This is a genomic window from Streptomyces sp. NPDC090083 (assembly GCF_044747445.1).
In the GTDB taxonomy this organism is placed as follows: domain Bacteria; phylum Actinomycetota; class Actinomycetes; order Streptomycetales; family Streptomycetaceae; genus Streptomyces.
Genome location: NZ_JBIVED010000005.1, coordinates 92189 through 117048 on the forward strand (window position 1 = coordinate 92189; position 24860 = coordinate 117048).

Sequence of the window (24860 nt, forward strand, 5' to 3'; positions counted from 1 at the left end):
GCGTGAACGTAGTTTGATGACCCCTTGACGTTATTTGAGCCACATCCTACAGTCGCGGCAGAATTTGACTAGGCCTCCTCACATAGTGACGAGGCCCCCGAGATGGAAGGCGCGACCTGTGCGAGCAATGAAGCCCAGACATCGGTTCGTGCCGGTAATGGCGACGGCTACGGCCGGACTGCTGTTTATCGGCCTGACGGCGTGCGGCAGCAACGACTCCGGCGGGACCAAGAGCAAGTCCGGCTACAAGACGCTGACTCTGGTCGACGGGGCACAGACTCTGTCGGCATTCAACGCGCCCTACGACGTGTACGCCCCCAAGCACGCGTGGAAGTCCGCCGGGATCAACGTCAAGATCCAACTCGTCCAGGGCGGAACCCAGTCCGCACAGCTCGTCGCCACGGGGAAGGCCGACGTCAGCATCGTCGGCCTCAGTTCGGCACTGTCAGTCGCCGCCCAGAGCCCGAACGTCAAGATCGTCGCGGTGACCGGTGGCAACATCTGGCACCTCGCCGTGCCGAAGAACAGCCCCATCACCTCGATCAACCAGCTCAAGGGCAAGACCGTCGGCGTCCAGGCGCTCAACACCGGCTCGTACCTCTACAACCGCGCCGCGCTGCAACTCGACGGCATGAACCCGGACAAGGACGTCAAGTGGCTGCCGATCGGCACCGGAGCCCAAGCCGCCCAAGCCGTGAACTCCAAGCAGGTGGCGGCGGTCGCGACCTACGACGGCCCCTATGAGGTGCTCAGCGGACTGACGAAGGACGGCCTGCGGATACTGCCGTCCCCGCTGGACAAGCTCGACGGCTCCGGCGCGTGGATCGTCAACGCCGACACCCTGAAGTCCCACCGGGCCGAGATCGTGAAATTCATCCAGGGCATGTCCGAGACATCACTGGTCGCGCAGTCCTCGCCGCAGACCATCATCAAGGAGCTGTTCGCGGCCCATCCGGACACCAAGCCGCGCGGAGCCTCGGACGCCGATGCCGTCACCCAGACCGAGGCACTCGTCAAGGCGTACTGGTCGAAGATCGCCAACATGGGTCCCGAAGGCTCCTACGGAGTGCTCTCCGACGCGCAGATCGCGGCAGCCGTCAAGTTCCACCAGGACGCCGGCATCGTCGAGGGGAAGATCGACATCCCTTCGACGTTCGACCTGAAGGTGGCCAAGGCCGCGAACAACTACGACCGGGACGCCTCCCTCAAGGCACAGACCGCAACTCCCTGAGACGTCGCACCCGCACGGCCAGCCGACCCACCCCCGGCCGGCCGTGTCCCCCCACCCCCCGGCCGACGGGCCCGACCAAGGCGCCGTCGCCCGCGAAAGGAGCACCACCGTGACCTCCCCCGACAAGAACGACGGCCAGATCCTCTCCACCCTGGCCAACGGCCTCCAGGTCCTGGAGAGCCTCGCCGCGGGACGCACCAGCGTCCGGCACCTGAGTCAGGAACTGGGGCTGGCCAGGCAGACGGTCTACCGACTTCTGCGCACCCTCACCGCACAGGGCTGGGTCGAACGGGACCCGATCGACGACACGTACCGGCTGACGACCACCGTGTGGAGCATTGCCAGCAGGTCCTTCCGTCTGTCGGACGTGCGCGACACGCTCTACCCGATGGTCCGCCGTCTCGCCCAGGAACACGGTGAGACCGTGCACCTGGCGACCTACGAACGAGGCCAGGTCACCTACATCGACAAGGCGGACGGCTGGCAGCCGATCCGCAGCTACACCGAACTCGGCGGCACCGCCCCGGCATACTGCGTCGCGACCGGCAAGATGCTGCTGTCCATGCAGCCCGAGGGCGAGATCACGAGGGTGCTGTCCGGGCCGCTGGAGGCACACACCGAAGCGACCGTCACCGACGCCGACGTCCTTCGCCGTGAACTCGCCGAGACACGCGAGCGCGGATACGCCGTCAACGACAGCGAATGGCGCACCGGTGTCGCCGGCCTCGCCGTCATGGTCGTCAGCGGGCCGACCGGTGAAAGCGTCGCGATCGGGTTCTCCGGGCCGCAGGCCCGCATCAGCAGCCGATTCGATGTGCTGCTCAGCGCGTTAAGGACAGCCGTCGCCCAGTCCCCCTTCATTCATCCCACGGCCGCAGCGACACCCGACAAGGACCTGGAAGACCTATGAAGTCCGCAACGATGGGCAAGCAGACACCAACAGCACCTACAGGCGTCGGGCGCGAAATCGTCCTGGAATCCGTCTCGAAAACCTACCCGGTCAAAGGGGGCAAGCAGCCGGTCACCGCGCTGACCTCGGTCGACCTGACGATCGCCCGCGGGGAGTTCCTGTCGCTGGTCGGGCCCAGCGGATGCGGCAAGTCCACGATGCTGAACATCATCGCGGGACTGCTCCCCTCGTCGACCGGAACCGTCCGCATCGGCGACCGGGCGGTCAGCGAGCCCGACCCGTCCACGGGCATCGTCTTCCAGAAGGCGACGCTGCTGCGCTGGCTGACGATCGAGGACAACGTCCTGCTGCCGTGCAAGGTCGGCAAACGCGTCGATACCGCCGCACGGCAACGAGCCGACCATCTTCTCGAACTTGCCGGGCTGGCCGACTTCCGGCACCGGTACCCGAACGAACTCTCCGGCGGCATGCAGCAGCGCGCCTCGATCGTGCGCGCTCTCGTCGGCGATCCCGAGGTCCTCCTCATGGACGAGCCGTTCAGCGCGCTGGACGAGTTCACCCGTGAAGGCCTGCAGGACGAGCTCATGCGGCTGTGGACCGACCGCCCCAAGACGGTCGTGTTCATCACACACAACATCGCCGAGGCCGTCTACCTGTCCGACCGGGTCGGCGTCATGACCAGCCGACCGGGGACGTTGAAGGAGATCGTCGACATCCCGTTGGCCCGCCCTCGCACACCACACCTGCGCACCGATCCGGCCTTCTACGAACTCGTCAGCCGGATACGAGGCCTCATCGGCGACCAGGAGCAGGGAGCACACGAGTGAGCGCCACAACCGAACCTCAGGTCGACACAGCCGTATCCCTCCCCGACGCCGGCCCCGACTCCACGAAGGGCCGTCGCCCTCGCGGCGACCGGCAGGAACGCAAGCCCTCGCTCGCACTGCGCATCGGTCTGCCCACAGCCGTCGGCATCGTGCTCCTGTTGCTCTGGGAGCTGATCTCGGCCAAGCATCTGGTGTCGGACCTGCTGATCCCTCCGGTGGACAAGACCTGGGACGCACTCCAAGCCGGACTCATCGACGGCGACTGGTGGGGCGACATCAGCACCACGCTGCTGGAGATGGTCATCGGCTTCGCCATCGGCGTGGTCGCCGGCCTGCTGCTCGGCGCCCTGTTCGCGCACAGCCCGATCAGCCGCATCGCGTTCTACCCGTACGTGATCGCGCTCCAGGCGTTCCCCAAGATCGCCGTCGCACCGCTGCTCGTCGTGGCTCTCGGCTACGGCATGTCGCCGAAGATCGCCGTCGCGGCCTCACTCGCCTACTTCCCGGTGATGACCGCCGCCATCGCCGGCTTCACCGAGATCGACGCCGACGAACACAACTTCATGCGCTCCATCAACGCCTCGCGCTGGCAGGAGATGCGCTACCTGCGACTTCCCAACGCGATGTCCTACCTGTTCCCGTCCTTCGACGTCGCGCTGATCGTGGCGCTGCTCGGCGCGGTGGCGGCCGAACTGGTCGGCTCGCAGAACGGGCTGGGCTACATCCTCGTGCAGGCGCAGGCGATGGGCGACACCCCGGCCATCTTCGCGGACCTGATCGTGCTGGCTCTGCTGGGAGTCGTCCTTCAGGCGATCATCGTCCTCATCCGACGGCTGCTGCCGCAGAGCATCGTGCCGCGCCGATGAGCCGGACCACGTGGCTGAGCCACGTCACCGTCCTCGACGCGGGAACCAGCGCCGCCTCACGGTACTGCGGCTGGCTGTTCGTGCAGAACGGCGCCCGCGTCCTCGATCACGGCGCCGAGCCGAGCAATCAACTCACCCAGGCCACGCTGGACTTCCTGGACACGGAGAAGGAACCGGCCGCCGATCCGTCCATCACCCCGGACGTGATCCTCGTGGACGCGACCAGCCCCGCGCAGTCCGCCTCACGCCTGACGGGCGTGATCGACGCCTACGGCCCTGCCGGCCCTCGCGCCGACTGGGCTGCCGACGAGGTCACCCTCGCCGCCATGGGCGGCGCGGCCGCGTACACCGTCGGCCGCGACGGAACCCCTGTCTACGGCTTCGGCCTGCGCTACCAGTACCTCGCCGGGCTCTATCTCTTCACCGCACTCGTCGCCGAACTCTCGGCTGCGCGGCCGGGCAGCCATGAAGTCCGCGTATCGCTGCTGGAGACGGTCGCCAGCGTGCTGCCGTACCCGACCACCCAGTACGCCTACAACGGCTCGGACTCGCTCCTCGAACAGTCGGGCCCACGGTTCGTCGTCGCCTGCACGGACGGGTGGGTCGTCGTCTACGCGGGCCTCGCCTGGACCGCGATCACCAGCATGCTGGACCGCCCGGATCTCGACGAGGACCGACGGTTCCTGGAACTCGGCGACCGGTTCGCCCATGTCACCCAGCTCGGGCTTCTGTTCGACGCCTGGGGCGCCACACGGACCGTCGCCCAAGCCCTCGCCGACGGCGCCGCCCACGACGTCGCCACCGCCGAAGTCCGCTCGCCGGAGCAGGTACTTGCCGATCCCGACCTCTCCGCGCGCGGCGTGTGGCACGAGGTCCGAGGCGGCGGACACGCCCCGACGATCCCGAACCTGCTCGTCACCGAGGGAGTGAGCACGTGAACGAGGACCTGCCTCTCGCCGGCATCCGCGTGTTCGACCTGACCCACGTGTGGTCGGGGCCGATGGGCACCCGCATCCTCGCGGCTCTGGGCGCCGAGGTCCTGAAGATCGAGAACCCCGCTCGCCCCGACATCCTGCGCGGCAACGGCAACGACCTGCGCCTGCGCTACCCGGAACTCGACTACGGCGACGACCCGCGCAACCGCAACGCCTGGTTCAACACGCAGAACGTCGGCAAGAAGAGCGTCCGGCTGGACCTGAAGTCGCCCGAGGACATCGAACGGGCACGGCAGCTCGCCGCGACCTGCGACGTCGTCATGTCCAACTACCGCGCCGGTGTGCTCTCCCGCATGGGCTTCGGCTACGAGCAGTTGCGCGACCTGCGCCCTGACATCGTCGTGGTGGAGATGACCGCGTTTCCCTCGACGTCCCCGCAGGCCCGTGCCGCCGGCTTCGGCGCCCAGTTCGACGCGGCGAGCGGCAACACATGGCTCTCCGGCGACAAGTCCGGCCCGGTGCTGACCGGCTTCGCCATCGGCGACCCGGTCGGCGGCATGTTCGCCGCCGCGGCCGTGATGACCGGTCTTGAGCGGCGCCGCAGGACGGGCCTCGGATGCCATGTCGAGATCCCGCAGTCCGAGGCGATGATGCCCCTGTTCGGCGAACAGTACGTGCTCCAATCCCGGGGCGCGGCAGGGCAGTTGCGTATGAACGGCGACCCGACCGGGGCACCGCACGGCATCTACCCGACGGCGAACGGCCAGTGGGTGGCACTGGGTGTCCACGACGACGCGCAGTGGGCGGCTGTCGCCGCAGTGATGGACAGCGCCGGTGTCACGCCGCAGCCCGGATGGGCAACGGTGGCCGGACGGGCGGGTGACCTGGAAGGTGTCGAGGCGGCGGTGTCCGCATGGCTGAGCGGCATCGCGGATCCTGACGCCCTCGTGGCCGCTCTGCAGGCCGCCAAGGTCCCTGCGGCCCGGGTGGCCGGCCCCGCCGACCTCTTCGCCGACGAACAGCTCCGCGGCTCCGGGTTCTTCACCGAACTCGATCATCCCAGCGCGGGCCGACACCCCTACCCCGGGCTGCCCATCCGCATCGACGGCGCACGCACCGTCCCGGACCGGCCGGCGCCGCTGCTCGGCCAGCACACCGACGAGGTGCTCGGCGCACTGCCGCACGAGCGGCTGACGACAGGAGGAACCTCATGAGCGGGAGCGTCACGTACGAGGTCGACGGCGACGTGGCGGTCGTGACGCTACGCCGCCCGGACAAGCTGAACGCGCTGTCACCACAGATGGTCGACGATCTCCAGAAGATCTGGCAGCGCTTCGCCGACGGAGGCGAACGGGCGGCGGTGCTGACCTCCGAAGGAGAGCGCAGCTTCTGCGCGGGCATCGACCTCGGCGATGTCACCCACGACATGTGGCGCTGTGTACCGGGCTTGTCGGTCGACCTGGACAAACCGGTGGTCGCCGCGGTGTCCGGCCACTGCATCGGAGCTGGCTGGGTGCTGGCGCAGTACAGCGACCTCATCGTCGCCACCGAGACGGCGAAGTTCGCCTATCCCGAGGGCCGGGTGGGCGCGTTCGGCGGCCTGGCGTCGGGCATCGTGGCACGCGTCCCGCAGAAGGTGGCCGCGGAATTCCTGATGCTGGGCGAGCCGATCCCCGCGGCCCGCGCCTACGACGTCGGAATGATCAACGCGGTCGTCGCACCCGGCGACCACGTGGCCAAGGCGATGGACTGGGCCCGGAAACTGGCCGCGTCCGCGCCGCTGGTCATCCGGACGGCCAAGGCACTCGTCGATCAGCACGTGGGCCAGGCCGCTGTCGAACAACATGTGCGCACTGCCCGACTGCTGGGGCGGGTGTCGTCGAGCGAGGACCTGCAAGAGGGCCTGGCTGCCTTCCGCGAGCGCCGCGAACCGCATTTCCGCGGCCGATAGGAGACAGACAATGACAGTACAGCTCGCCCACGACGAGCAGCCGCAGACAGCTGCCCGAGCGCGGCCCCTGACGGGTATTCGTGTTCTGGAGTTCGGGCATGTCGCGGCCGGTCCGTTCGCGGGCATGCTTCTCGCCGACCTCGGCGCCGACGTGGTGAAGGTCGAGCCCCCCAACGGTGACCAGATGCGGGGATGGCCACCGATCAAGGGGGATGCCGAAGGCCGCCGGTTCAGCTACAACTTCACCTCGCTCAACCGGAACAAGCGCTCGGTCGTGGCGGACCTGAAGGACCCGGCCCAGAACGCCGCGGTACGGGCGCTCATGCTCTCGGCCGATGTCGTCGTCCAGAACTACCGGCCCGGAGTCCTCGACCGGCTCGGGCTGGGATACGAGTCGATCGCCGCCGAGCACAGCGGCATCATCTTCTGTTCGATCAGCGGGTACGGACTCGAAAGCCCCTACCGCGACCGCGGCGCCTACGACGTCGTCATCCAGGGCATGAGCGGTCTGATGAGCGTCACCGGGTCCGACGGCGGTCCGCCGGTCAAGGCAGGTGTGCCGGTGGCGGACTTCATCACGGGCCTCTACGCGGCGATGTCGGTCGCGGCACTGCTCACCGAGAAGGCGTCACCGCGCACCTCGCGACACATCGACGTACCGATGCTGGACTGTCTGCTGGCCACATCGGCACTGCAGGTCAGCGAGTTCTGGGGCACCGGGCGCACACCCAGCCCGCTGGGCAGCGCACACCCGCGCAACGCCCCCTACCAGGCGTTCAAGGCACGAGACCGTTACTTCACCCTTGCCGCCGGGACAGACGCTCTGTGGCGCGCGGTCTGCGTATCGGTCGACCGCGCCGATCTGCTCGACGACCCGCGTTTCGAGACTCAGGAGGGTCGCGTGGCGCACCAAGAGGTGCTCGCCGCACTGCTGGAGAAGACGTTCGGCACGCGCGACGCCCACGAGTGGGTCACTACGCTGACCGCCCACGGCATACCCTGCGGGCCGATCAACACGTTCGAGGAGATCCTCGCCGACCCGCATGTCTCGTCCACCGGGCTGCTGACGTCGCTCACCGCACCGATCCTCGGCGAGGTGCCTGACATCGCGTTCCCCGCTCGCATCTCCGGCACCGAGGCGGCAGGTGCGCGGCGTCCGCCGCTGCTCGGAGAGCACAACGACGAGGTCGTGACCGAGTGGACCGGGTGACCGCGCCTCCGGTGCAGTTGCAGACCGAGGGGACTCTCGCGACGCTGACACTGCAACGCGGGGAACGCGCGAACGCACTGACCGCCGACATGGTCGACCTGATGCTCTCCGGCATCGAGGCGGCGCGGGCCGCGGCGTGCACCGTGCTCATGATCCGCTCGGCCGAGCGCCAGTTCTGCGGCGGCTTCGACCTCGGCCTGGACACGTCGGACCCGACCGCGTCAGCGGTGCTGACACTACGATTCCTGCGCATCGGTCTGCTGCTGGAGCGCGTCATGACGGCCGGCATGCTGACGATCGCCGTCGTCGAAGGCCCGGCCATCGGTGCGGGAGCCGACCTGGTCGCCGCCTGCGACGTGCGACTGGGCACCGAACGGGCCCGCTTCCGTTTCCCGGGCAGCGCCTTCGGCGTGGTCCTCGGGGTATCTCGGCTGGCACAACTGGTGGGCCCCGCCCGTGCCGTGCAACTCGGAGCCACCGGGGCTGTCCTCGATGCGCACGCGGCATCGGCCGCCGGTCTGCTCACCGATGTCGTCGCAGACGGCCGGCTGGAGGAAGCGGTCCGCGAGACCGTCGATGCCGCCCGCCGCTCGCCCGCGGTGCTGGCCGCGCTCAAGGAGGCGACACAGCAGCCGGACCCCGCCGGCCTGGGCGACCTCGCCCGCTCACTGGCCCGCTCCCCCGATCTCGCCGACTCCCTCGCGCACTACACGCGCGGCTCGCTGTCCGGGCCCACACGTTCTCAGCACGACGAAAGGTAGCTCCATGACCGAGTCCGCTTGCGGCCTTCCTCTCGGCGACGACGCGGCATTCGCCGCTTTCGTCCGCGCAGTCGACATGGAGGTCAAAACCATCGGTACCGACGAACAGGCCGTCACACAGGCGGTCGCCCGTCACCTGCGGACCTGGTTCGAGTCCGGAATCACCATCCCCGAACCACTGCGCAGGCCGAACGAGGACCACTACGTCATGTACCCCATGTACGTGGCGCCGGACAGCTCGTTCAGCATCGCCTCCGCGGTGTGGAACGTCGGACAGAAGACACCCGTGCACGACCACGGAACCTGGGGTGTGATCGGCATCGTCGCCGGCCGGGAGCGGGAACGGCGCTTCGTCGTCGACCCTTCACGATCCAACGGACTGCGTGAACTCGGAGAGGGATACCTCCAGCCTGGCGACATCGAGGTGTGCTGCACGACCGACCAGGACGTGCACTCGGTCGCCGCCGCGAGCGACGTGCCGTGTGTCGGCATCCACGTGTACGGAGCAGACATCGGCTCACTGCCCCGCCGCTCCTACAGCGAAGAGGACGGTAGCTGCAAGACATTCGTCTCCGCCTGGGCGCACGCGGAGTAGACGAGGTCCGCACGAGAGGCCGGTGGCGGCGCGACGACGAGGTCGCGCCGCCACCGGCCTTTCGGCCTCCTGACCTCCGTGGCGCGGGCACGAGGCCGAGGCACCCTGCCCTCTCGGGTCGGATCGCACCAGCCGAAGGCGCACGCTGCGGCCGGTTCCGGAGGCGTGGTCCGTGCTGCCCGGCGGTACGTCAGACAGCACCCCCGTACGCACACTTCGCGTACGGGGGTGCTGTCTGGACTGCTGCCGGATCAGCCCATCTCTACGAGGGATCGGCCGAGGATTCTTCCCTTGCGCAGTGCCTCGACAGCCAGCGGCAGGTCCTCGAAGGCGAACCGCTCGGTCACCATCGCGGCGAGATCGAGGGTGCCGGTCAGGGTCCAGTCGCAGAACAGGCCGAGCTGGTCGTGGCCGCAGCCGCCGCCCAGGGTGCCGAGCAGCGACTTCTCCTTCGTCAGCAACTGGATCGGGTCGAGGTCCAGTGATGTCTTCGGTACGCCGACCACGACGGCGTTGCCACCCCTGTGCAGCGAGACCTTCCCGTCGGCCGCCATGGCCACGGCCTGCGTGATGGTGGTCGCGTTGCCGACGCAGTCCACCGCAGCGTCCACACCGGGGTTCCCGCTGCGTCCGCGTGCCAGCTCGCGTACCGCGGCCACGGCGTCCTGGGTGGCGGAGTTGACGACATGGGTTGCCCCGAACCGCTTGGCGAAGGCGAGTTTCTCGTCAGCGATGTCGATGGCGATGACCGCGGCGGCGCCCTGCGCCGCTGCCGCGGCGACCGCGGAGAGGCCTACCCCGCCGAGGCCGATGACCGCCACGGTGTCATCGGCGGTGACGGCGCCTGCGTTGATGACGGCGCCAGCGCCGGTGGGTACGGCGCATCCGATGAGCGCGAGGGCGGGGTCACGCAGTTGGGGTCCGAGCACGACGAGGTACTGCTCGTCGACCATGGTGTGCTCGTTCCACGTGCTGACGTTCGTCCAGAACGCCTCCGTGCCGTCGGGCAGCGTCGCGAGCGTCTGACCGGGCGCGCGCTCGGCACTCTCGGCACTGGGCAGCCATGTGACCATGACCGTGTCCCCCACGGTGACACGTGTGACGGCGTCCCCGACGGCTTCGACGACTCCGTAGCCCTCGTGGCCGAACAGAAGCGGCTTGGGCCTGGGCTGATGCATCCAGTAGATCTGGCTCTGGCAGACGCCCGTCGCGATCAGCTTGACGCGCACGTCATAGGGGCGGGGGTCGGCGAGGGTGACTGTGGCGAGCTCGAGGGGGCCGTCCTGCTCCCGCTGGAAATAGGCCCTGGTGGTAGTAGGCATGCGATCCCTTTCAGACGCCGGGCCACGGGCTGGGCAGCGGGCCTTCGCCCGTGCGCAGGGTGACACGCTTGACCTGGGTGCACGCTTCGACCGCCTCGTTGCCGAAGGCGTTGTTGACGCCGCTCTGCTTGAAGCCGCCGAACGGAAGCTGCACATCCATGACCAGATAGGTGTTGCCGTGGACGACACCGGCCTCAAGGCTCTCGGCCATCCGGTGGAGCCGGGCCGCGTCGGACGTCCACACGTAGGAGGACAGGCCGTACTCGCTGTCGTTGGCCAGCGCGACGGCCTCTTCCTCGGTGCTGAACGTGGTGATTCCCAGGACCGGTCCGAAGACCTCTTCCCGGCTGACCTTCATGTCCGGGCGCACATCGGTGATGATCGTCGGGGCGATGAACAGCCCCTTGCCCTCGGCCAGGTGGACCGGCCTCCCACCGCCTGCGCTGATGGTGGCGCCCTCGGCCTCCGCCGCGGCGATGAAGTCCATGACCTTGTCGTACTGCCGCTGGCACACCAGCGGGCCGACCTGCGTGCCCGGGTCGAGCGGGTCACCGACGACCACGCGTGCGGCACGTTCCACCAGCTTCTCGGTGAACGCCGCTGCGATGTCCTCGTGAACGAGCAGGCGGCTGTTGGCGGCACAGATCTGGCCGGCGTTCATCAGGATGCCGATGAGTACGCCGAGCGCGGCGTCGTCGAGGTCCGCATCGGGGAACACGACGACCGGGCTCTTGCCGCCGAGTTCGAGGGTCGCCTTCTTGAAGCCGGCAGCGGCCGCGAGGTTCACCTTCTGTCCGGTCGGCACGGAGCCGGTGAAGGAGATGCCGTCGATGCCCGGATGTTCGACGAGGGCGCCACCGACAGCCCCGGTACCGATGAGCACCTGGTACAGGCCCTCGGGCATGCCCGCCTCGACCGTCAGTTCGGCCATGCGCTGCGCGGACAGCGGGGAGAACTCGGACGGCTTGACGATGACGGCGTTGCCGCAGCCCAGTGGTGGCAGGGTGCGCGAGACGCTGCCCAGCGCCGGTGCGTTCCACGGCAGGACGACGGCGAACACGCCCAGGGGCTCGCGGATGGTGTACGACATACGGCCCGGAACGTCGGCGAGTTGCTCGCCGTACAGCTTGTCGGTCTTCCCGGACCACCAGCGGGCGTAGCGCGCGGCGTTCTTGGTTTCGGCCAGGCCGTCGCGGATGACCTTGCCCGTGCAGTGGGCGTCGAGGGTGGCGAGCTCTTCGTGGTGCTCCTCGATCAGCTCCGACCAGCGCCACAGCGCGCGGCTGCGGGCATCGGAGGTCATGCCCCACCACTGCTTCTGGGCGGTCTTCGCCCGCCGTACGGCAGAGTCGATGTCGTCCTGGGTGGCATTGGCGAAGGTGCCGACCTGCTCACCGGAGGTCGGGTTGATGACGACGAAGTCGCTGGGAGCGGCAGGGGCGTCGAGCGTGGAACTCATCGTGTCTTTACCTCGTCATGATGGGAAGTGCGGGTGCCTTGGCGCGTTGAAGGGGTCCTCAGGGTGTGTTCGGAGTGCTCAGCCCACGCGTCCTCAGGTGGAGGAGACCGTCTCTGCCTTCCGCGCCTCCTCCACCTGGGTCTTCATCACCTGGAAGCCGTGCGTGATACCGCCGCCGGCACGGATCGCGGCGGAGACCATCACGGCCTCGGCGAGTTCCTCTGGTGTCGCGCCTGCGGCCACGGCAGCGCGGGTGTGGCTGTCGATGCAGAACGGACACTGGGTGGTGGTGCCGACGGCGACAGCGATCAGCTCACGGACCTTCTGCGGCAGTGCGGCGTCCTCGCTCTTGAACACCGCTTCGCCGAACGCGGCGTAGGCCGCTTGCATCGTCGGTGCGGCCCGGCGCAGGTTGGCGGCGTACTTGCGGTCAGCAGGCTCGTGAAAGCACATGGCGCGGATCCTTTCGGAGGAGGCGACTGCGCGACTGCACAGGCGCGGTCCTAACTAGAACAGCCGGTCTAGTTAAAGTCAATGTCGGTGCTATCCTCGGCCCCATGACGCAGACCGGCGAGGCGGAGAGCGCGCCACAGACCGGCGTCGAGCGACAGCATCGGCGCAAGCCAGGACTCGAGCGACTCCTCGCCACCGCCGACGAGTTGCTCTATGCCGAAGGAATCCAGCAGACCGGCATCCAGCGCATCCTGGAACAGTCCAACGTCGCCCGGGGCACGCTGTACGGCAACTTCGGCGGCAAGGACGACCTGATCGCCGCCTATCTGCAGCGACGCCACACCGACACCCTCGCCGCCGTCACCGCCGCGATCGAGCACACGGACAGCGACAACCCGGCCGCTGTCTTCGACGCCCTGCTCGACGTCGGCGAGAGCCGTTCCCAGCAGGGATCGTTCCGAGGCTGCGCCTTCGCGCTCGCCGTCGCGGAGATGCCGGCGGCGGACGGGCCCGCGGCGCACTGGGCACGAACACACAAGACAGCCATCAAGACACTGCTCAAGCAGGTCCTGACAGGCAAAGTGGCCACTCCCGAACGCACGGCGGAATCGCTGATGGTGCTCTACGACGGAGCCCTGCTCTCCGCCGCCCTGCGCCCCGGGGAGGACTCGTTCGAAGCCGCGAGGGCGACGGGACGCCTGCTGATCACCACGGCCTTGCTCTGACCGGACTCCGCCCCTTCGGGCATAACCATGCGTTATGAGCGTGCCAACCAAGTGACCGCTACCAGGAGGCTGACCTCGCACAAAGACTGGCCGCATGACCAGTACACAGCGTCGGCCCGGCGGCCCGACTCCCCCTGCACGACAGACGCCGGCCACGGATCCGCGGCACCTTGCCGCACCGGGCACGAAAGCCTTGCGGCTGGTCCCCGGGCTCGCGGCCTGCGCGGCCATAGCGGCCGTTGCGACTGGAGTGGGAACGGTCGCCCCGCTCGTCGGGGCTCCGGTCATCGGCATCCTGATCGGCACACTGTGGCGTGTCCGTCTGGGCATCAGACCCGTACTGCTTCCCGGAGTGGCCCGAGCCAAGGGCTTTGTACTGCAGTTCGCCGTCGTACTGCTCGGCACACAGCTGTCACTCGCCGAAATCGCACAGGTTGGAGCCAGTTCATTGCCCGTCATGCTCGGCACGCTCGCCGCGTGCCTGGGCGTTGCGTATCTGGTGGGGCGCTGGCTGAGGATCGGCGCCGACCTGCGCACGCTCATCGGCGTCGGTACCGCCATCTGTGGTGCATCCGCGATCGCGGCCGTCAGCCCGGTCATCAAGGCCAAGAGCAACGACATCGCCTACGCGGTGTCGACGATCTTCCTCTTCAACGTCGCCGCGGTGCTCGTTTTTCCCCCACTGGGCCACCTGCTCGGCATGAGCCAGTCGGACTTCGGCCTCTTCGCGGGCACGGCCGTCAACGACACCAGTTCGGTCGTGGCGGCAGCATCGTCCTACGGGCACGCGGCCGCCGACCATGCCGTCGTCGTCAAACTCGTACGGTCGCTGATGATCATTCCGATCTGCCTCGCGCTGGCCGCCTTGGTGCGTCGCCGTGAGACGAGGACCGAACCGGCGACCGCGGGCGGGAAGGTCAACCCGTTCCAGCTCGTGCCGTGGTTCCTCGTCGGCTTTCTCCTCACCGCAGCAGCCAACACCGTCGGCCTGCTGCCCCACACGACGCACGCAGCGCTGTCCCACACAGCACTGTTCCTGATCACGACCGCCCTCGCGGGCATCGGGCTGTCGACGAACATCACGGAGTTGCGGCGCACCGGACCTCGGCCCGTCGTTCTGGGCATGATCCTCTGGGCGACGGTGGCCGCGACCAGTCTTCTCCTCCAACTCGTGGTCGGGTGAGGTCATGCCGCTGCCTTCATGGATTCCGGACCTCGGGTCACTCGACCTGCTGCTGAGCGTCGCGGAGCTCGGCAGCGTCGGAAAGGCCGCCCACGAGCACGGCGTGAGCCAACCAGCGGCAAGCAACCGGCTGAACCGACTCGAGCGCCGGACAGGCCTCGCCCTGCTGACACGCACGACCACCGGTACGACATTGACACCCGCGGGCGAGGCATTCGCCGCGTGGGCTCGCGATGTCCTCCGGCCGGCGCAGGTACTGGCGACCAATGTCGAGGCCCTGCGCCACAGCAGAGGAGCACGGCTGCGCGTCGCAGCGAGCCTCACCAACGCCGAGTACCTCATGCCTCGTTGGCTTCTCGTCCTGCGCCGTGACCATCCTCATCTCGAGGTCTCCGCCGTCGTCGCCAACTCGCACGACGTCTGCGATCGGGTGCGCAGTGGGCAGGCCGACATCGGCTTCGTCGAGATGCCGACCGTTCCCCAGGGCCTGTCCCACCGTCAGGTCGACACCGACGAGCTGGTCCTGGTCGCGGCGCCGACCTATCCGGCATCACGCCGCTCGTTCCCTCTACGGCCCGCCGACTTGCTCACCCAGCCGACACTGCTGCGCGAGCACGGGTCGGGCACACGGGACACGTTCGTGGCAGCGCTGGCCAGCGCCTTGAAAATCGGCGCGCCCAACCTCCCGTACGCAATTGAACTCGGTTCGACGACCACCATTCTCGCCACCGCGCGCGCCGGCGGGGGAATCGGCGTCATCAGCGCGCGAGCGGCATCGACCGACATACAGAACGGCAGCCTCGTCCGGCTCGACGTCCCAGGTCTGAGGCCGGTCCGTGCGCTCAACGCCGTCTGGCTGGGCGCGGCGCCCTCGGAATCAGCCATGCACCTCGTCGAGCTGGCCCACCAACTGCGCGACACACCAGGCACAGCGCCTCGCTGAGGAGCCTGCCTGATCTGTCACCTCCGTCGCCGGCCGTCGATCAGGCAGCCACTGGGTGGGACAGGTGGCACCCGCGGTGCAGTCGCGGGCTTGGCATCAGGGTTCGAGCGCGGACCGGACGAGGCCTCATCAGGCATCGCACAGCTCCCTGGGAAAGGGCCGTGGGGACTTGCGTGATGGATCCGGCAAGCCAGGCGGCCGTCCGCACCACGGTCCAGCGATGACGGCCCAGCCGCTGGAAGGATTCGACGCCCCTGTGTGCGATAGGTGGCGTGTTGTTCCGCGAGTGCAGCCACCGGCGCAGATGGTCGTTGTCGCATCCCTTGTCGCCCTGGAGCTCGGCAGGCTTTCGTCGACGCGGTCCACGGTGCGAGCAGGCGGCACGAGCGGGCTGAAGACGGGCGGTAGTTGTCGTCAGTACAGTCGGTTGCGGCTACGAACAGGATCGCCGTCGGCACAGCGCGACCGCCGTGGCGTCGACGGCCACCGCACTGCGGGCCAACCGGCGCAGCCGGGACCACAGGCAAGCACAAATCACATCCGGGCCGGCACCAGACATCCCGTCATCGCCATCAAGGCCGTCAGCTCAGCGATCAGGCCAGTTGAGACGCCCTCTTGGGCAGGAAGGTGCTCCACTGTCGGACGGTTGTTGAGTCTGCCTCGGTTCAAGACGATCGGAGCGCCGAGCCGCAGGATGTGCGTCGAGGATCAGGTCACCCTCGTCGCTCCAGGCGTGGGCCTTGTGTACTCGGCCAAGATGTTTGGAGTGACGGTGGAATCGACAGACCAGCCGGAGCGTGAGTCATGCTGAGGCATACGAATAGAACCCCTGGCCGGCCTTTCGTCCGAGGTGACCGGCCACCACCATGCGGGCAAGCAGGGGCGGTGGTGCGTACAGCGGCTCCTTGAACTCGTTGTACAGCGATTCCGCCACGGCCAACGTCGTGTCCAGACCGATGTGATCGGCAAGGGCCAGCGGACCCATCGGATGGGCGCACCCACGCACCATGCCTTCGTCGATGTCCCTGGCGACCGCAAAACCGGACTCGAACATTCGGATCGCCGAGAGAAGGTACGGAATCAGAAGAGAGTTGACGACGAAGCCTGCCCGGTCTTGGGACACAATGACATGCCGCCCCAGGACGTCGGTGACGAACTGACGCATCCTCGACCAGGCGTCGTCGCTCGTGACCAGCGACGGAACCAGCTCAACGAGGTCCAGCACGGGAACGGGATTGAAGAAGTGCAGACCCATGACCCGGCCCGGGCAGGAGGTAGCCGCGGCGAGTTTCATGATGGGGATGGATGAGGTGTTGGAGGCAAGCAGAGCATCCGGTCGGATCATGACACGGTCAAGGGTGGCAAAGATGCCGGTCTTCAGTTCCTCGTCCTCAGGCACCGCTTCTACAGCGAGATCCCGGTCGGCGAAGTCGGCCAGATCGACGGTGAACTTCAGGGCTCCCAGCACCGCATCGCGCCCCTCTGCCGTCAGCTTCCCCCGATCCACGGCCCGGTTGAGCGACTGGTCAATTCTGGTTCTGCCGAGCTCCAACGCCGTTTCATTGACCTCGTACACAAGCGTGTCCAGGCCATTGCGGGCACAGACTTCGGCGATCCCGGAGCCCATCAGCCCACAGCCGACGACTCCGACGTTCCGTATTCCCTCGGCAGGTGAACTCATCGGGTTCCCTCCTTGGCTGCAAGCAGGTTGCGTGCCATGACGATGCGCTGGACCTGGTTGGTGCCCTCGTAGATCTGGGTGATCTTGGCGTCGCGCATCATGCGCTCGACCGGGTAGTCGCGGGTGTAGCCGTAGCCGCCGAGGAGCTGGACCGCGTCGACGGTGACCTCCATCGCGACGTCCGAGGCGAAGCACTTCGCCGCCGCGCCCTGGAAGGTGAGGTTCCTGTCGCCGCGCTCCGAGGCGCCGGCGGCCTGGTAGGTGAGGGCGCGGGCGGCCTCGATCTTCATGGCCATGTCGGCGAGCATGAACTGGATGCCCTGGAAGTCGGCGATCGGCTTGCCGAACTGCTTGCGCTCCTGGACGTAGCCCTTGGCGTAGTCGAGGGCGCCCTGGGCGATGCCGAGGGCCTGGGCCGCGATGGTGATGCGGGTGTGGTCCAGGGTCTTCATCGCGGTGGCGAAGCCGGTGCCCTCGGCGCCGATCATGCGGTCGGCGGGGATGCGGACGTTGTCGAGGTAGACCTCGCGGGTCGGGGAGCCCTTGATGCCGAGCTTCTTCTCCGGGGCGCCGAAGGAGACGCCCTCGTCGGACTTCTCGACGACGAAGGCGCTGATGCCCTTGCTGCGCTTGTCGGGGTCCGTCACCGCCGTCACCGTGTAGTACTCGGAGACGCCCGCGTTGGTGATCCAGCGCTTCACGCCGTTCAGGACGTAGTGGTCGCCGTCGCGGACCGCCTTCGTCTTCATGCCGGCCGCGTCCGAGCCCGCGTCCGGCTCGGAGAGGGCGTACGAGAACATCGCGTCGCCCTTGGCGAGCGGGGTCATGTACCGCTTCTTGAGGTCCTCGGAACCCGAGAGGATCACCGGGAGCGAGCCCAGCTTGTTCACCGCGGGGATCAGGGAGGAGGACGCGCACGCGCGGGCCACCTCCTCGATGACGATCACCGTGGCCAGAGCGTCCGCGCCCGTGCCGCCGTACTCCTCGGGCACGTGGACGGCGTGCAGGTCGTTCGCGACGAGGGCGTCCAGTGCCTCCTGCGGGAAGCGGGACTCCTCGTCCACCGCGGCGGCGTACGGCGCGATCTTCGCCTCGGCCAGTGAGCGGATCGCGTCGCGGAGCATGCCGTGCTCCTCCGACGGGCGGTACAGGTCGAAATCAGGCATACGATCTCCCCGGATGGCACTCAGTACCCTCATTATGCACACCGAGTGCCACGCTGGGGGCGACCCTGTACTTTCATGCCATGACAGAGCCGTCAGACGACGCGATCCACAACAGCCCAAGCGAGCCCACTGGCCGGGAAGAGCCCGAAAAGACGCCCATCCGGGATCTCCTCGTGTCCGCAGCGTTCGAACTCTTCACTGAGCACGGCTACGACGGCACGACCATCGACGACATCGTCCGTCGCGCCGGCGTGGGCCGCCGCTCCTTCTTCAGGTACTTCCCCACCAAAGAAGAGGTCGTCTTCCCCGACCACGAGCGAGCCCTCGCCGAGATGGTCGGCTACCTGGAGGAGGGCGCCCAAGACCCGGACCCGGTCGGACGCGCCTGCGGAGCGGCCCGCCTGGTGATGCGGATGTACGCGGAAAACGCCGAATTCTCGGTGAAACGCTACGCCCTGACCCGCAAGGTCGCGGCACTCAAAGCGCACGAGACGTCCGTGGTCAGGCGCTACGAACGAGCCCTCGCCTCCTACTTGAGGCGCCGATTCGCCACCCTCCAGGATGGCGACCTCCGGGCGTACACCGTCGCCGCGAGCGTAGTGGCCGCACACAACTACGGTCTTCGCGCCTGGCTGAGCTCCGGCGCCGGCAGCGACGCGAACATCGTTGTCCACCAAGCCCTCGACCTCGTGCACCGGACCTGGGGCAACACGGCAGAAACCATGATCGTGGTCGCCAGGACCGATACCCCCGTGTGGCAGATCGTTCAGCAGTTGGAAGGGATCCAGAGCAGCACCACAGGGTACTGACATGACGGGAGGAGGGAACTCAGTACCCTCGGAGACAGGAAGCCCTCCAGAATCGACCAATGGTCGCCGCATCGCAGGCATCAACCACCAGCTGGCCCGGCATGGACTCCCCCGGCGCGTCGGCGTCGCGGAATGCGCGAGTCCGACCACCCACCAAGGGGCAATCGCGGAGGAATTGTGCGACATCCCGTGAGTCCCCCTGAGCCCCGCTGTTCTCAGGACCTGTCCGTCAGGGGGTCTTCCTCCTTGGTGTGCTCTGCTGACCCGTGATGTTCTCCCGCGGGCCTCGGCCGGGCTGGCGGACGGCACCATCCGCGGGGACGTCGGTCACCTGGATCAGATCAGTTCCTGGTTCGGCCGGCCGCTGTGGGACATGGAGCCCGCTGACGCGGACGTGTACGTCGGGAACGTGCTGCGGCACTCGCCCAGCGGCATCCGGCGGGGCCGGCCGCAGGCGTTGAGCACGTACTTCTTGTTCCTGGAACTGCAGCGCAAGGTCGAGATCCATAGGGTGACGGGCCGGGGTGGTCGAGTGCCTGATCGACGAGATGAACCAGCCGCCTGGGGTCAACGATGCCCAGTTCCGCATCCAGCCGAGTGAGCCGGAGATCGGGACGCTGTTCGCGGCTGGGGCAGCGAGCTGGCCGACCCTGCAGAGCCACCAGCGCCACGACCAACTCGTCGCCCTGCGCTCGCTGTTCAACATGGACCAAACGGCGGGTATGCAGAACAGTGGAGACGGCTGCTTCCTGCGGTTGGTGGTGTATTTCGTTCTGGGGCTGGCGTTGTCTTAGCTGGCTCCCTATGTCGAGGTCATGCGGCACCTGGTCACGGGTCTGCGGAGGCTGGGACTGCTGGGTAACTGGCATGTTCCGGTGAAGTCTTCACCGTTCAGAGCTAAGCGGCGCCGTTTGGATCACCTGGCTGACCAGAGGATGGTGCCCATGATGAGGAGTCCGGCCAGGTGGAGGGCCATGGTCTTCTCGTATACGAACAGCGACCGGCGGAGCTGACTGGAACGACACCGCCGTCAGTCGGTAAGCCCAGTGCGGAGCCGCCGCACGTCCCGCACGAGCGTGTACAAAGCGCTGAGAAAGATGGCGGCTCCAGCCACGAGCCAGAGGACCGACGCGCCAGTGCGGTACTCACGAACGCACGCAACAACCAGCATGACGCCGGCAAGGACACCGAAGGCCGAGATCAAAGCGCTGATGCGGTGAGTCACACAGACATCATCAAGGACAACCTCGGCCGACGGAAGTGATCCAAACGAACTGGCCTGGCCGACGGGAAAGCGCCCGATGCAGGCAGGGCGGTGACCGTCGATCGCGACGGGGTGCTGGTGATCGCGCACACGGACACGGAGGACACCGCGCCGACGTGGAAGGAACCGGGCGGCACGGGTGAGCCCGTCGGGGCCCTGCTCAGGCCGGGCAACACGGGATCGAACACGGATGCCGACCACTTCACCGCCACCCAACTGACCCTGGCTCAACTGCCGAAGAGGTAGCCGCGCGGACGCCAGACTCTTATACGCACCGACTTCGCGGGCAGCACCCACGACCTCGTCGCCCGGCTCGCCCAGCCAGGACGGTGGCCGTCCTACTCGGTCGACGTGGTGATCACGGACACAATCCACCAGCACGTACTGAAGGTTCCGGTATCGGCCCGTAGACCCGCCGTCGAGACGGACGGCGAGATCCGTGACGGTGCCTGGGTCGCTGAGCCCACCGGCTTTGTCCTCAACGGCTGGCCCAAGGGCATGCGGCTGACCTGTTTCGCCACGGACACCTCGGGCCAACCGATCGCCGAGCTCCAGCTCCGTCACCGGCTGCGGGCCCGGGCCGAGGACAGCATTCGGGATGCCCGGGCCGTCGGCCTGCCGAATCTCCGACTGCACCGCACCGCCCAGAACCAGATCTGGCTGGAGATCGCGCAGATCGCACCGGACCTGCCGGCCTGGATGACGATGCTCGCCCTGACCGGCACGGCCAGGCTCTGGGAGCCCCGCCCGACTGCAGCTCCGCCTGTTCACCACGGCCGGACAGCTCGCGACCGCCGATCGACGGCGAATCCTCCGCCTGGCCCGGCACTGGCCTGGTGCAGCCACATCACCACAGCTCTTGAACGGCTCGCACTCCTGCCGAACCCGGCTGAGCAACGGATTCCCGTCTCTGCTACAACTGCTCAACACTCGGAGCATTGGAACCCGGCGCCACCGCGAGGCGACACTCGGGCCCTGGATCTGCACAGTCTCCGCCCACGGCTCGAAAACGGTCCGCCGACTCCGTCGGCGGACCGTCACGAAACCGCCAGGCTAGAAAGAGCGGAATATTCCTTCGGGATCTTTGTGTGCTTTCGCCGAGAAATCCTCGAAGTCCATGTTGGCCAGTTCCAGATTGGCATGAATCGAGTGCAAACCACTCGGCACGGTACGGAATTCACGCCCGAACTCCGTCATCGCCTCGTAGCCCTGCTCACCCATGATTTCGCGGGTCATGGTCGTCACGGTGAGCAGGGTTCGGGTCTCGAAGCGCATCGTCTTGCTGTCGGCGACGAACACGACGCTCAGCTGCTCCCACAGCTCTTCGTGAGCCGCGACCGCTGCCAGGATCGTGTCCGTATCGGCGTCGGCCAGCTCAGGAGCATCAACTACGTCGTAGGACTCTGCCGGATCGTCGTCGGGGGCAGACTCTTCCAGCTCCTCCGCCACCTGCCGCCACGCCGCCTCATCGCTGAAGTCGGTCCTGATGATCACAGCTGCGAACTCGTTGCGATTCACCAGTTGGGCGAATGCCACCATATCGGTCTATTCTCCTGACTATTTCACCCGACGAGAAGATCAGCTCGTCCAGGTCTTGATCTGGACGGCGACATCCCGCACCGGGAGCCCGTCCCTTGCGGCACGGGCCAGCGGGAGAACGGTGTCCAGGCCAGGGCGTATCGGCATCCCGCAGGCCGACAGGTAGGCCGCGGTCACGGTGGCCGCGTACAGCAGATTCCGCATCTCCAGGCTCGGGTTTCTCGCCAGCTCGCACAGCAGCGCCGCAGCCTTGTGATGAGGCTCGGGGTAGACCTCCTGGTCAAGGATCTCCGCCCGGTGACGCGCTTCCGCCGCGACCGGGACGCCGTAGTCGATGACCTGGGGATCTCCTGGAATCTGCTGCGCCACTGCCAGGATCCACGCGAGATCGACGCGGAGGGTCACGCGGCGTTCCTCGGTGCCATCCCCGCCGGGGCGTCGGGAAGGCTGGGGTACCGATCCTCACCCACTTCCGCATCGAACACGTCCGCGTAGGCGGCGAGGAACGACGAGGCGCCGGCCATGAAGGCTGCGCGGGACTGGTTCAGGTCGGCCTCGATCAGATCGGCCACGTACCCCTGCAAGCTCAGGCCTCGGCGCTTGGCCCGGTCCTCGGCGGCTGCTTTGACCTCTTCGTCCAGTCGGATGTTCGTCTGCTTTCCCATATCCCCACTGTAGCTATGTGCTGGTACCAGCACATAGCAAATGGCGAGGTCGGTCCGTATGCTCCCGGCACACCGCGCTCACGGGGATGATCGTGTGGACACCGACTCCGCCAGAGGCCGTGAACGAGTCGTACGGAATGTCCCTCGCATCAAGGCCGCGTCCTCCTCGGCTACCGGCCTGGCTGACGGATACGGCGATCTGCCGGTCCTCCTGATGACCCGGGCGACAGCCGACGCTGTGCGGCAGTCGCTGCGCAACTCGCCCATCCAAACGACTGGATGAGCTGTGTGCGCATCACCACGACGATCGCACCGATCGCTGCCTGGACGCGGAGCCGAGGCCCGGCGAGCTGCTGCCACGTGAACCGCCCCGGCTGCCCGTCGTGTTTCGTCTCTGGGCTCCACCGCTTCAGGAGCGTTGTCCTAGACCCGCGCTGACCGCCTCGACGACCGCGGCCACGTCCTCCCGCGTCATCGGGTGGTCGTCCATTGAGTTGTGGATCGACAGGCCTTCCACAAGTGCGTCCAGGGCGCGGGCCGTTCGGGGGGCGAAATGCTTGCTCAGCGAGGTCCGGCTCGCCCTCATCCAGGATCGGGTGACGCTCAGGACGGCCGGTTCGCGCGAGGCGAAGGCGTACAACTCGTAACAAAGAATGAGTTCCCGAGGACTGCCCCGATCGGTTCCGCAGATGATCTCCACGACGGCCTGGCGTGCTTGTTCCGTCGTCTCGGCGGCCTCCAACTGGGCGCGGTAGCGGACCGACATGGATTCGGCGAGGCGGGTGAAGGCCTCGATGAGCAACTCCTGCATGCCGTCGAAGTAGTACGTCATCGAGCCGAGAGAGACGGACGCCGCCTCGGCGATACGCCGGTGCGTGGCGCCCGCGACCCCGTGCTCGGCGATCACGTCCAGCGCGGCGTCGATGATGCGGTCCCGGCGCCCCGGGTCGTTCGGACCGCGTGAGCTGCCCGTCACAGTGATCCTCTTCCTTGGCCCGACACGGACGCGTACGTTTGTACATATACAGTCCGGGGTGCCGGACACCCCACCGCGTTCGCTCGGGAGAGTACGTCGTTCATGAACCTGGCCGTCCGTCGCCGCAGGGCGGCGCTCTTCGTCTTCTTCCTCATACCGGGTCTGTCGATCTCCTCATGGGTGACTCGGACACCTGATATCAGAGACCGGCTGGGAGCGTCGACCGCCCAGATGGGACTTGTCCTGTTCGGACTGTCCGTCGGCTCCATGATCGGCATCCTCAGCTCCGGAAGGCTCGTCAACCGGTTCGGGACCCGCCCGGTCGCGGGCGGGGGGACCGTGCTGATCATCCTGAGCATGGCGGTCGTCGGTACCGGTTCGACGGTGTCATCCGCGCCCCTCGTCACCCTCGGCCTGTTCCTTTTCGGTGCCGGGACGGGAGCGGGCGAAGTCGCCATCAACGTCGACGGTGCCGACGTCGAGCGAATCACGGGGAAGACCGTACTGCCCACTCTGCACGGCTTCTTCAGCCTGGGCACCGTCGTCGGCGCCTCGCTCGGCATCCTGTGCACTGCCGTGTCGTTCCCGGTGCACTGGCACCTGGCCATCGTCGTCCTGGTCACCGCCGGCATGTTCGCCTACGCCTACCGCTTCATTCCCAGCGGCGTGGGCAAGGACGCCGGCCAGGCACCGGAGTCCGACGAAACCGGTGCGGCACCGGCCCGGGCGAAGGTGTGGAAGGACCGCAGCCTCCTGCTGATGGGCGGTGTCATCCTGGCCATGGCCCTCGCCGAAGGTTCCGCCAACGACTGGCTTCCGCTGCTCATGGTCGACGGGCACGGCATGGATCCGGCCCTGGGCTCCGCCGTCTACGCAGTCTTCGCCGCCGCGATGACGATCGGCCGGTTCGGTGGCAGCCTCCTCATCGACCGCCTCGGCCGTGCCGCCGTCGTCAGGGCCAGCGCTGTGTCCGCCACCCTCGGCATCGCCGTGGTCGTCTTCTCCGACTCGGCCGCGCTCGCCGGAGCCGCGGTCCTCCTGTGGGGCATGGGAGCCGCGCTCGGATTCCCCGTCGCGCTCTCCGCCGCCGGTGATTCCGGCCCGGACTCGGCCGCCCGGGTCAGTCTGGTGGCGATGATCGGCTACGTCGCGTTCCTGGTCGGTCCCCCCGGACTCGGCTTTCTCGGCGACCACTACAGTCTGCGCACCGCCATGACCGTCGTCCTCGCCTTCACCGCGGTAGCGGTCTTCCTCGCTCCCGCGTTCGGCACACGCAGGACGACCACCTCTCTCCCGTCGGAGTCGGCAGCCTCGTCCTGATCCTTCGTGAGGCAGGGATGCCGTAGGTCCACGACGAAATACCAGGTACAGAGTCCGTGACTTCACCTG

26 protein-coding genes and 1 pseudogene are annotated in these 24860 nt (G+C 67.6%); 17 read left to right on the top strand and 10 right to left on the bottom strand.

Annotated elements, in window-relative coordinates; genetic code table 11:
* Positions 1-157: 157 nt before the first annotated feature.
* The 10 genes from ACIPTO_RS19835 to ACIPTO_RS19880 all read left to right on the top strand — a co-directional run bounded on the left by ACIPTO_RS19835 (position 158) and on the right by ACIPTO_RS19880 (position 9286).
* Entirely contained in the window at positions 158-1231 is a 1074-nt protein-coding gene (locus ACIPTO_RS19835) for an ABC transporter substrate-binding protein (RefSeq protein WP_401193868.1), read from the top strand.
* A gap of 109 nt (positions 1232-1340) precedes the next feature.
* Positions 1341-2141: an IclR family transcriptional regulator gene (locus ACIPTO_RS19840; RefSeq protein ID WP_401193871.1), complete on the top strand. Its 801-nt coding sequence runs from the start codon at positions 1341-1343 to the stop codon at positions 2139-2141.
* Entirely contained in the window at positions 2138-2968 is an 831-nt protein-coding gene (locus ACIPTO_RS19845; protein WP_366325904.1) for an ABC transporter ATP-binding protein, read from the top strand. Before ACIPTO_RS19840 ends, ACIPTO_RS19845 begins: the two co-directional genes overlap by 4 nt.
* Positions 2965-3834 (top strand): ABC transporter permease, encoded by an 870-nt coding sequence (locus tag ACIPTO_RS19850; protein ID WP_366325906.1) that lies wholly within the window; start codon positions 2965-2967, stop codon positions 3832-3834. Before ACIPTO_RS19845 ends, ACIPTO_RS19850 begins: the two co-directional genes overlap by 4 nt.
* Positions 3831-4772, top strand: a complete 942-nt coding sequence (locus ACIPTO_RS19855; protein WP_401193874.1) for a CoA transferase — start codon at positions 3831-3833, stop codon at positions 4770-4772. Before ACIPTO_RS19850 ends, ACIPTO_RS19855 begins: the two co-directional genes overlap by 4 nt.
* Positions 4769-5983, top strand: coding sequence for a CaiB/BaiF CoA transferase family protein (locus ACIPTO_RS19860; protein WP_401193876.1), 1215 nt, complete (start codon positions 4769-4771; stop codon positions 5981-5983). The genes ACIPTO_RS19855 and ACIPTO_RS19860 overlap by 4 nt, the downstream gene beginning before the upstream one ends.
* Complete coding sequence (locus ACIPTO_RS19865; RefSeq protein WP_401193878.1) at positions 5980-6720, top strand: enoyl-CoA hydratase/isomerase family protein; 741 nt, start codon at positions 5980-5982, stop codon at positions 6718-6720. The genes ACIPTO_RS19860 and ACIPTO_RS19865 overlap by 4 nt, the downstream gene beginning before the upstream one ends.
* A 10-nt stretch (positions 6721-6730) precedes the next feature.
* Positions 6731-7930 carry a CaiB/BaiF CoA transferase family protein gene (locus ACIPTO_RS19870; RefSeq protein WP_401193881.1) on the top strand — a complete coding sequence of 400 codons (1200 nt, stop codon included), beginning with the start codon at positions 6731-6733 and terminating at the stop codon, positions 7928-7930.
* Positions 7927-8691, top strand: a complete 765-nt coding sequence (locus tag ACIPTO_RS19875) for an enoyl-CoA hydratase/isomerase family protein (protein ID WP_401193883.1) — start codon at positions 7927-7929, stop codon at positions 8689-8691. Before ACIPTO_RS19870 ends, ACIPTO_RS19875 begins: the two co-directional genes overlap by 4 nt.
* 4 nt (positions 8692-8695) lie before the next feature.
* Positions 8696-9286: a hypothetical protein gene (locus tag ACIPTO_RS19880; protein ID WP_401193886.1), complete on the top strand. Its 591-nt coding sequence runs from the start codon at positions 8696-8698 to the stop codon at positions 9284-9286.
* 251 nt (positions 9287-9537) lie between these two features.
* Here the strand turns inward: ACIPTO_RS19880 and ACIPTO_RS19885 are convergent, their stop codons facing one another.
* The 3 genes from ACIPTO_RS19885 to ACIPTO_RS19895 form a co-directional block, all read right to left on the bottom strand.
* Positions 9538-10608 (bottom strand): zinc-binding dehydrogenase, encoded by a 1071-nt coding sequence (locus ACIPTO_RS19885; protein WP_366325920.1) that lies wholly within the window; start codon positions 10606-10608, stop codon positions 9538-9540.
* A gap of 10 nt (positions 10609-10618) precedes the next feature.
* A complete protein-coding gene (locus ACIPTO_RS19890; RefSeq protein WP_401193889.1) occupies positions 10619-12067 on the bottom strand; it encodes an aldehyde dehydrogenase family protein in 1449 nt (482 codons plus the stop codon).
* Positions 12068-12160: 93 nt separating this feature from the next.
* A complete protein-coding gene (locus ACIPTO_RS19895; protein ID WP_366325924.1) occupies positions 12161-12520 on the bottom strand; it encodes a carboxymuconolactone decarboxylase family protein in 360 nt (119 codons plus the stop codon).
* A gap of 104 nt (positions 12521-12624) precedes the next feature.
* Here ACIPTO_RS19895 and ACIPTO_RS19900 point away from each other — a divergent pair, with 104 nt between their 5' ends.
* From ACIPTO_RS19900 to ACIPTO_RS19910, 3 genes are all read left to right on the top strand, one after another.
* A complete protein-coding gene (locus ACIPTO_RS19900) occupies positions 12625-13245 on the top strand; it encodes a TetR/AcrR family transcriptional regulator (RefSeq protein WP_401193892.1) in 621 nt (206 codons plus the stop codon).
* Between the two features lie 94 nt (positions 13246-13339).
* A complete protein-coding gene (locus ACIPTO_RS19905) occupies positions 13340-14428 on the top strand; it encodes a YeiH family protein (RefSeq protein ID WP_401193895.1) in 1089 nt (362 codons plus the stop codon).
* A gap of 4 nt (positions 14429-14432) precedes the next feature.
* Entirely contained in the window at positions 14433-15371 is a 939-nt protein-coding gene (locus tag ACIPTO_RS19910; RefSeq protein ID WP_401193898.1) for a LysR family transcriptional regulator, read from the top strand.
* Between the two features lie 802 nt (positions 15372-16173).
* On the opposite strand, the gene ACIPTO_RS19915 is transcribed toward ACIPTO_RS19910, so the two are convergent.
* Together ACIPTO_RS19915 and ACIPTO_RS19920 are read right to left on the bottom strand one after the other, a co-directional pair.
* The gene (locus ACIPTO_RS19915) at positions 16174-17052 is read right to left on the bottom strand and encodes a 3-hydroxybutyryl-CoA dehydrogenase (protein WP_366325932.1); all 879 of its coding nucleotides are present in this window, start codon (positions 17050-17052) and stop codon (positions 16174-16176) included.
* Positions 17049-18218: an acyl-CoA dehydrogenase gene (locus ACIPTO_RS19920; protein ID WP_401193900.1), complete on the bottom strand. Its 1170-nt coding sequence runs from the start codon at positions 18216-18218 to the stop codon at positions 17049-17051. The genes ACIPTO_RS19915 and ACIPTO_RS19920 overlap by 4 nt, the downstream gene beginning before the upstream one ends.
* Before the next feature lie 80 nt (positions 18219-18298).
* Here ACIPTO_RS19920 and ACIPTO_RS19925 point away from each other — a divergent pair, with 80 nt between their 5' ends.
* Complete coding sequence (locus ACIPTO_RS19925) at positions 18299-19027, top strand: TetR family transcriptional regulator (protein WP_401193902.1); 729 nt, start codon at positions 18299-18301, stop codon at positions 19025-19027.
* A gap of 336 nt (positions 19028-19363) precedes the next feature.
* Here ACIPTO_RS19925 and ACIPTO_RS19930 read toward each other — a convergent pair whose 3' ends face one another.
* Entirely contained in the window at positions 19364-19522 is a 159-nt protein-coding gene (locus ACIPTO_RS19930; protein ID WP_401193905.1) for a hypothetical protein, read from the bottom strand.
* Between the two features lie 29 nt (positions 19523-19551).
* Here ACIPTO_RS19930 and ACIPTO_RS19935 point away from each other — a divergent pair, with 29 nt between their 5' ends.
* Together ACIPTO_RS19935 and ACIPTO_RS19940 are read left to right on the top strand one after the other, a co-directional pair.
* A complete protein-coding gene (locus ACIPTO_RS19935; protein ID WP_401193908.1) occupies positions 19552-19821 on the top strand; it encodes a hypothetical protein in 270 nt (89 codons plus the stop codon).
* Positions 19822-20306: 485 nt separating this feature from the next.
* Positions 20307-21179: pseudogene (locus tag ACIPTO_RS19940) on the top strand (transposase); the annotation flags it as partial.
* 165 nt (positions 21180-21344) lie between these two features.
* Here ACIPTO_RS19940 and ACIPTO_RS19945 read toward each other — a convergent pair.
* The 4 genes from ACIPTO_RS19945 to ACIPTO_RS19960 form a co-directional block, all read right to left on the bottom strand.
* A complete protein-coding gene (locus tag ACIPTO_RS19945; protein ID WP_401193910.1) occupies positions 21345-21830 on the bottom strand; it encodes a DUF6924 domain-containing protein in 486 nt (161 codons plus the stop codon).
* Positions 21831-21869: 39 nt separating this feature from the next.
* Positions 21870-22235, bottom strand: a complete 366-nt coding sequence (locus ACIPTO_RS19950; RefSeq protein ID WP_401193913.1) for a hypothetical protein — start codon at positions 22233-22235, stop codon at positions 21870-21872.
* The gene (locus ACIPTO_RS19955; RefSeq protein WP_401193916.1) at positions 22232-22495 is read right to left on the bottom strand and encodes a hypothetical protein; all 264 of its coding nucleotides are present in this window, start codon (positions 22493-22495) and stop codon (positions 22232-22234) included. The genes ACIPTO_RS19950 and ACIPTO_RS19955 overlap by 4 nt, the downstream gene beginning before the upstream one ends.
* Positions 22496-22904: 409 nt before the next feature.
* Positions 22905-23471, bottom strand: coding sequence for a TetR/AcrR family transcriptional regulator (locus ACIPTO_RS19960; RefSeq protein ID WP_401193918.1), 567 nt, complete (start codon positions 23469-23471; stop codon positions 22905-22907).
* A 102-nt stretch (positions 23472-23573) separates the two neighbouring features.
* Here ACIPTO_RS19960 and ACIPTO_RS19965 point away from each other — a divergent pair, with 102 nt between their 5' ends.
* Positions 23574-24791: an MFS transporter gene (locus ACIPTO_RS19965; RefSeq protein WP_401193921.1), complete on the top strand. Its 1218-nt coding sequence runs from the start codon at positions 23574-23576 to the stop codon at positions 24789-24791.
* Positions 24792-24860: the final 69 nt, after the last annotated feature.

Bases quoted from the DNA above. Each gene is read 5' to 3' on its own strand.
- ACIPTO_RS19835 (WP_401193868.1), top strand. From the start codon at position 158: ATGGCGACGGCTACGGCCGGACTGCTGTTTATCGGCCTGACGGCGTGC.
- ACIPTO_RS19845 (WP_366325904.1), top strand. From the start codon at position 2,138: ATGAAGTCCGCAACGATGGGCAAGCAGACACCAACAGCACCTACAGGC.
- ACIPTO_RS19855 (WP_401193874.1), top strand. From the start codon at position 3,831: ATGAGCCGGACCACGTGGCTGAGCCACGTCACCGTCCTCGACGCGGGA.
- ACIPTO_RS19865 (WP_401193878.1), top strand. From the start codon at position 5,980: ATGAGCGGGAGCGTCACGTACGAGGTCGACGGCGACGTGGCGGTCGTG.
- ACIPTO_RS19870 (WP_401193881.1), top strand. From the start codon at position 6,731: ATGACAGTACAGCTCGCCCACGACGAGCAGCCGCAGACAGCTGCCCGA.
- ACIPTO_RS19880 (WP_401193886.1), top strand. From the start codon at position 8,696: ATGACCGAGTCCGCTTGCGGCCTTCCTCTCGGCGACGACGCGGCATTC.
- ACIPTO_RS19885 (WP_366325920.1), bottom strand. From the start codon at position 10,608: ATGCCTACTACCACCAGGGCCTATTTCCAGCGGGAGCAGGACGGCCCC.
- ACIPTO_RS19890 (WP_401193889.1), bottom strand. From the start codon at position 12,067: ATGAGTTCCACGCTCGACGCCCCTGCCGCTCCCAGCGACTTCGTCGTC.
- ACIPTO_RS19895 (WP_366325924.1), bottom strand. From the start codon at position 12,520: ATGTGCTTTCACGAGCCTGCTGACCGCAAGTACGCCGCCAACCTGCGC.
- ACIPTO_RS19900 (WP_401193892.1), top strand. From the start codon at position 12,625: ATGACGCAGACCGGCGAGGCGGAGAGCGCGCCACAGACCGGCGTCGAG.
- ACIPTO_RS19905 (WP_401193895.1), top strand. From the start codon at position 13,340: ATGACCAGTACACAGCGTCGGCCCGGCGGCCCGACTCCCCCTGCACGA.
- ACIPTO_RS19910 (WP_401193898.1), top strand. From the start codon at position 14,433: ATGCCGCTGCCTTCATGGATTCCGGACCTCGGGTCACTCGACCTGCTG.
- ACIPTO_RS19915 (WP_366325932.1), bottom strand. From the start codon at position 17,052: ATGAGTTCACCTGCCGAGGGAATACGGAACGTCGGAGTCGTCGGCTGT.
- ACIPTO_RS19920 (WP_401193900.1), bottom strand. From the start codon at position 18,218: ATGCCTGATTTCGACCTGTACCGCCCGTCGGAGGAGCACGGCATGCTC.
- ACIPTO_RS19925 (WP_401193902.1), top strand. From the start codon at position 18,299: ATGACAGAGCCGTCAGACGACGCGATCCACAACAGCCCAAGCGAGCCC.
- ACIPTO_RS19945 (WP_401193910.1), bottom strand. From the start codon at position 21,830: ATGGTGGCATTCGCCCAACTGGTGAATCGCAACGAGTTCGCAGCTGTG.
- ACIPTO_RS19955 (WP_401193916.1), bottom strand. From the start codon at position 22,495: ATGGGAAAGCAGACGAACATCCGACTGGACGAAGAGGTCAAAGCAGCC.
- ACIPTO_RS19965 (WP_401193921.1), top strand. From the start codon at position 23,574: ATGAACCTGGCCGTCCGTCGCCGCAGGGCGGCGCTCTTCGTCTTCTTC.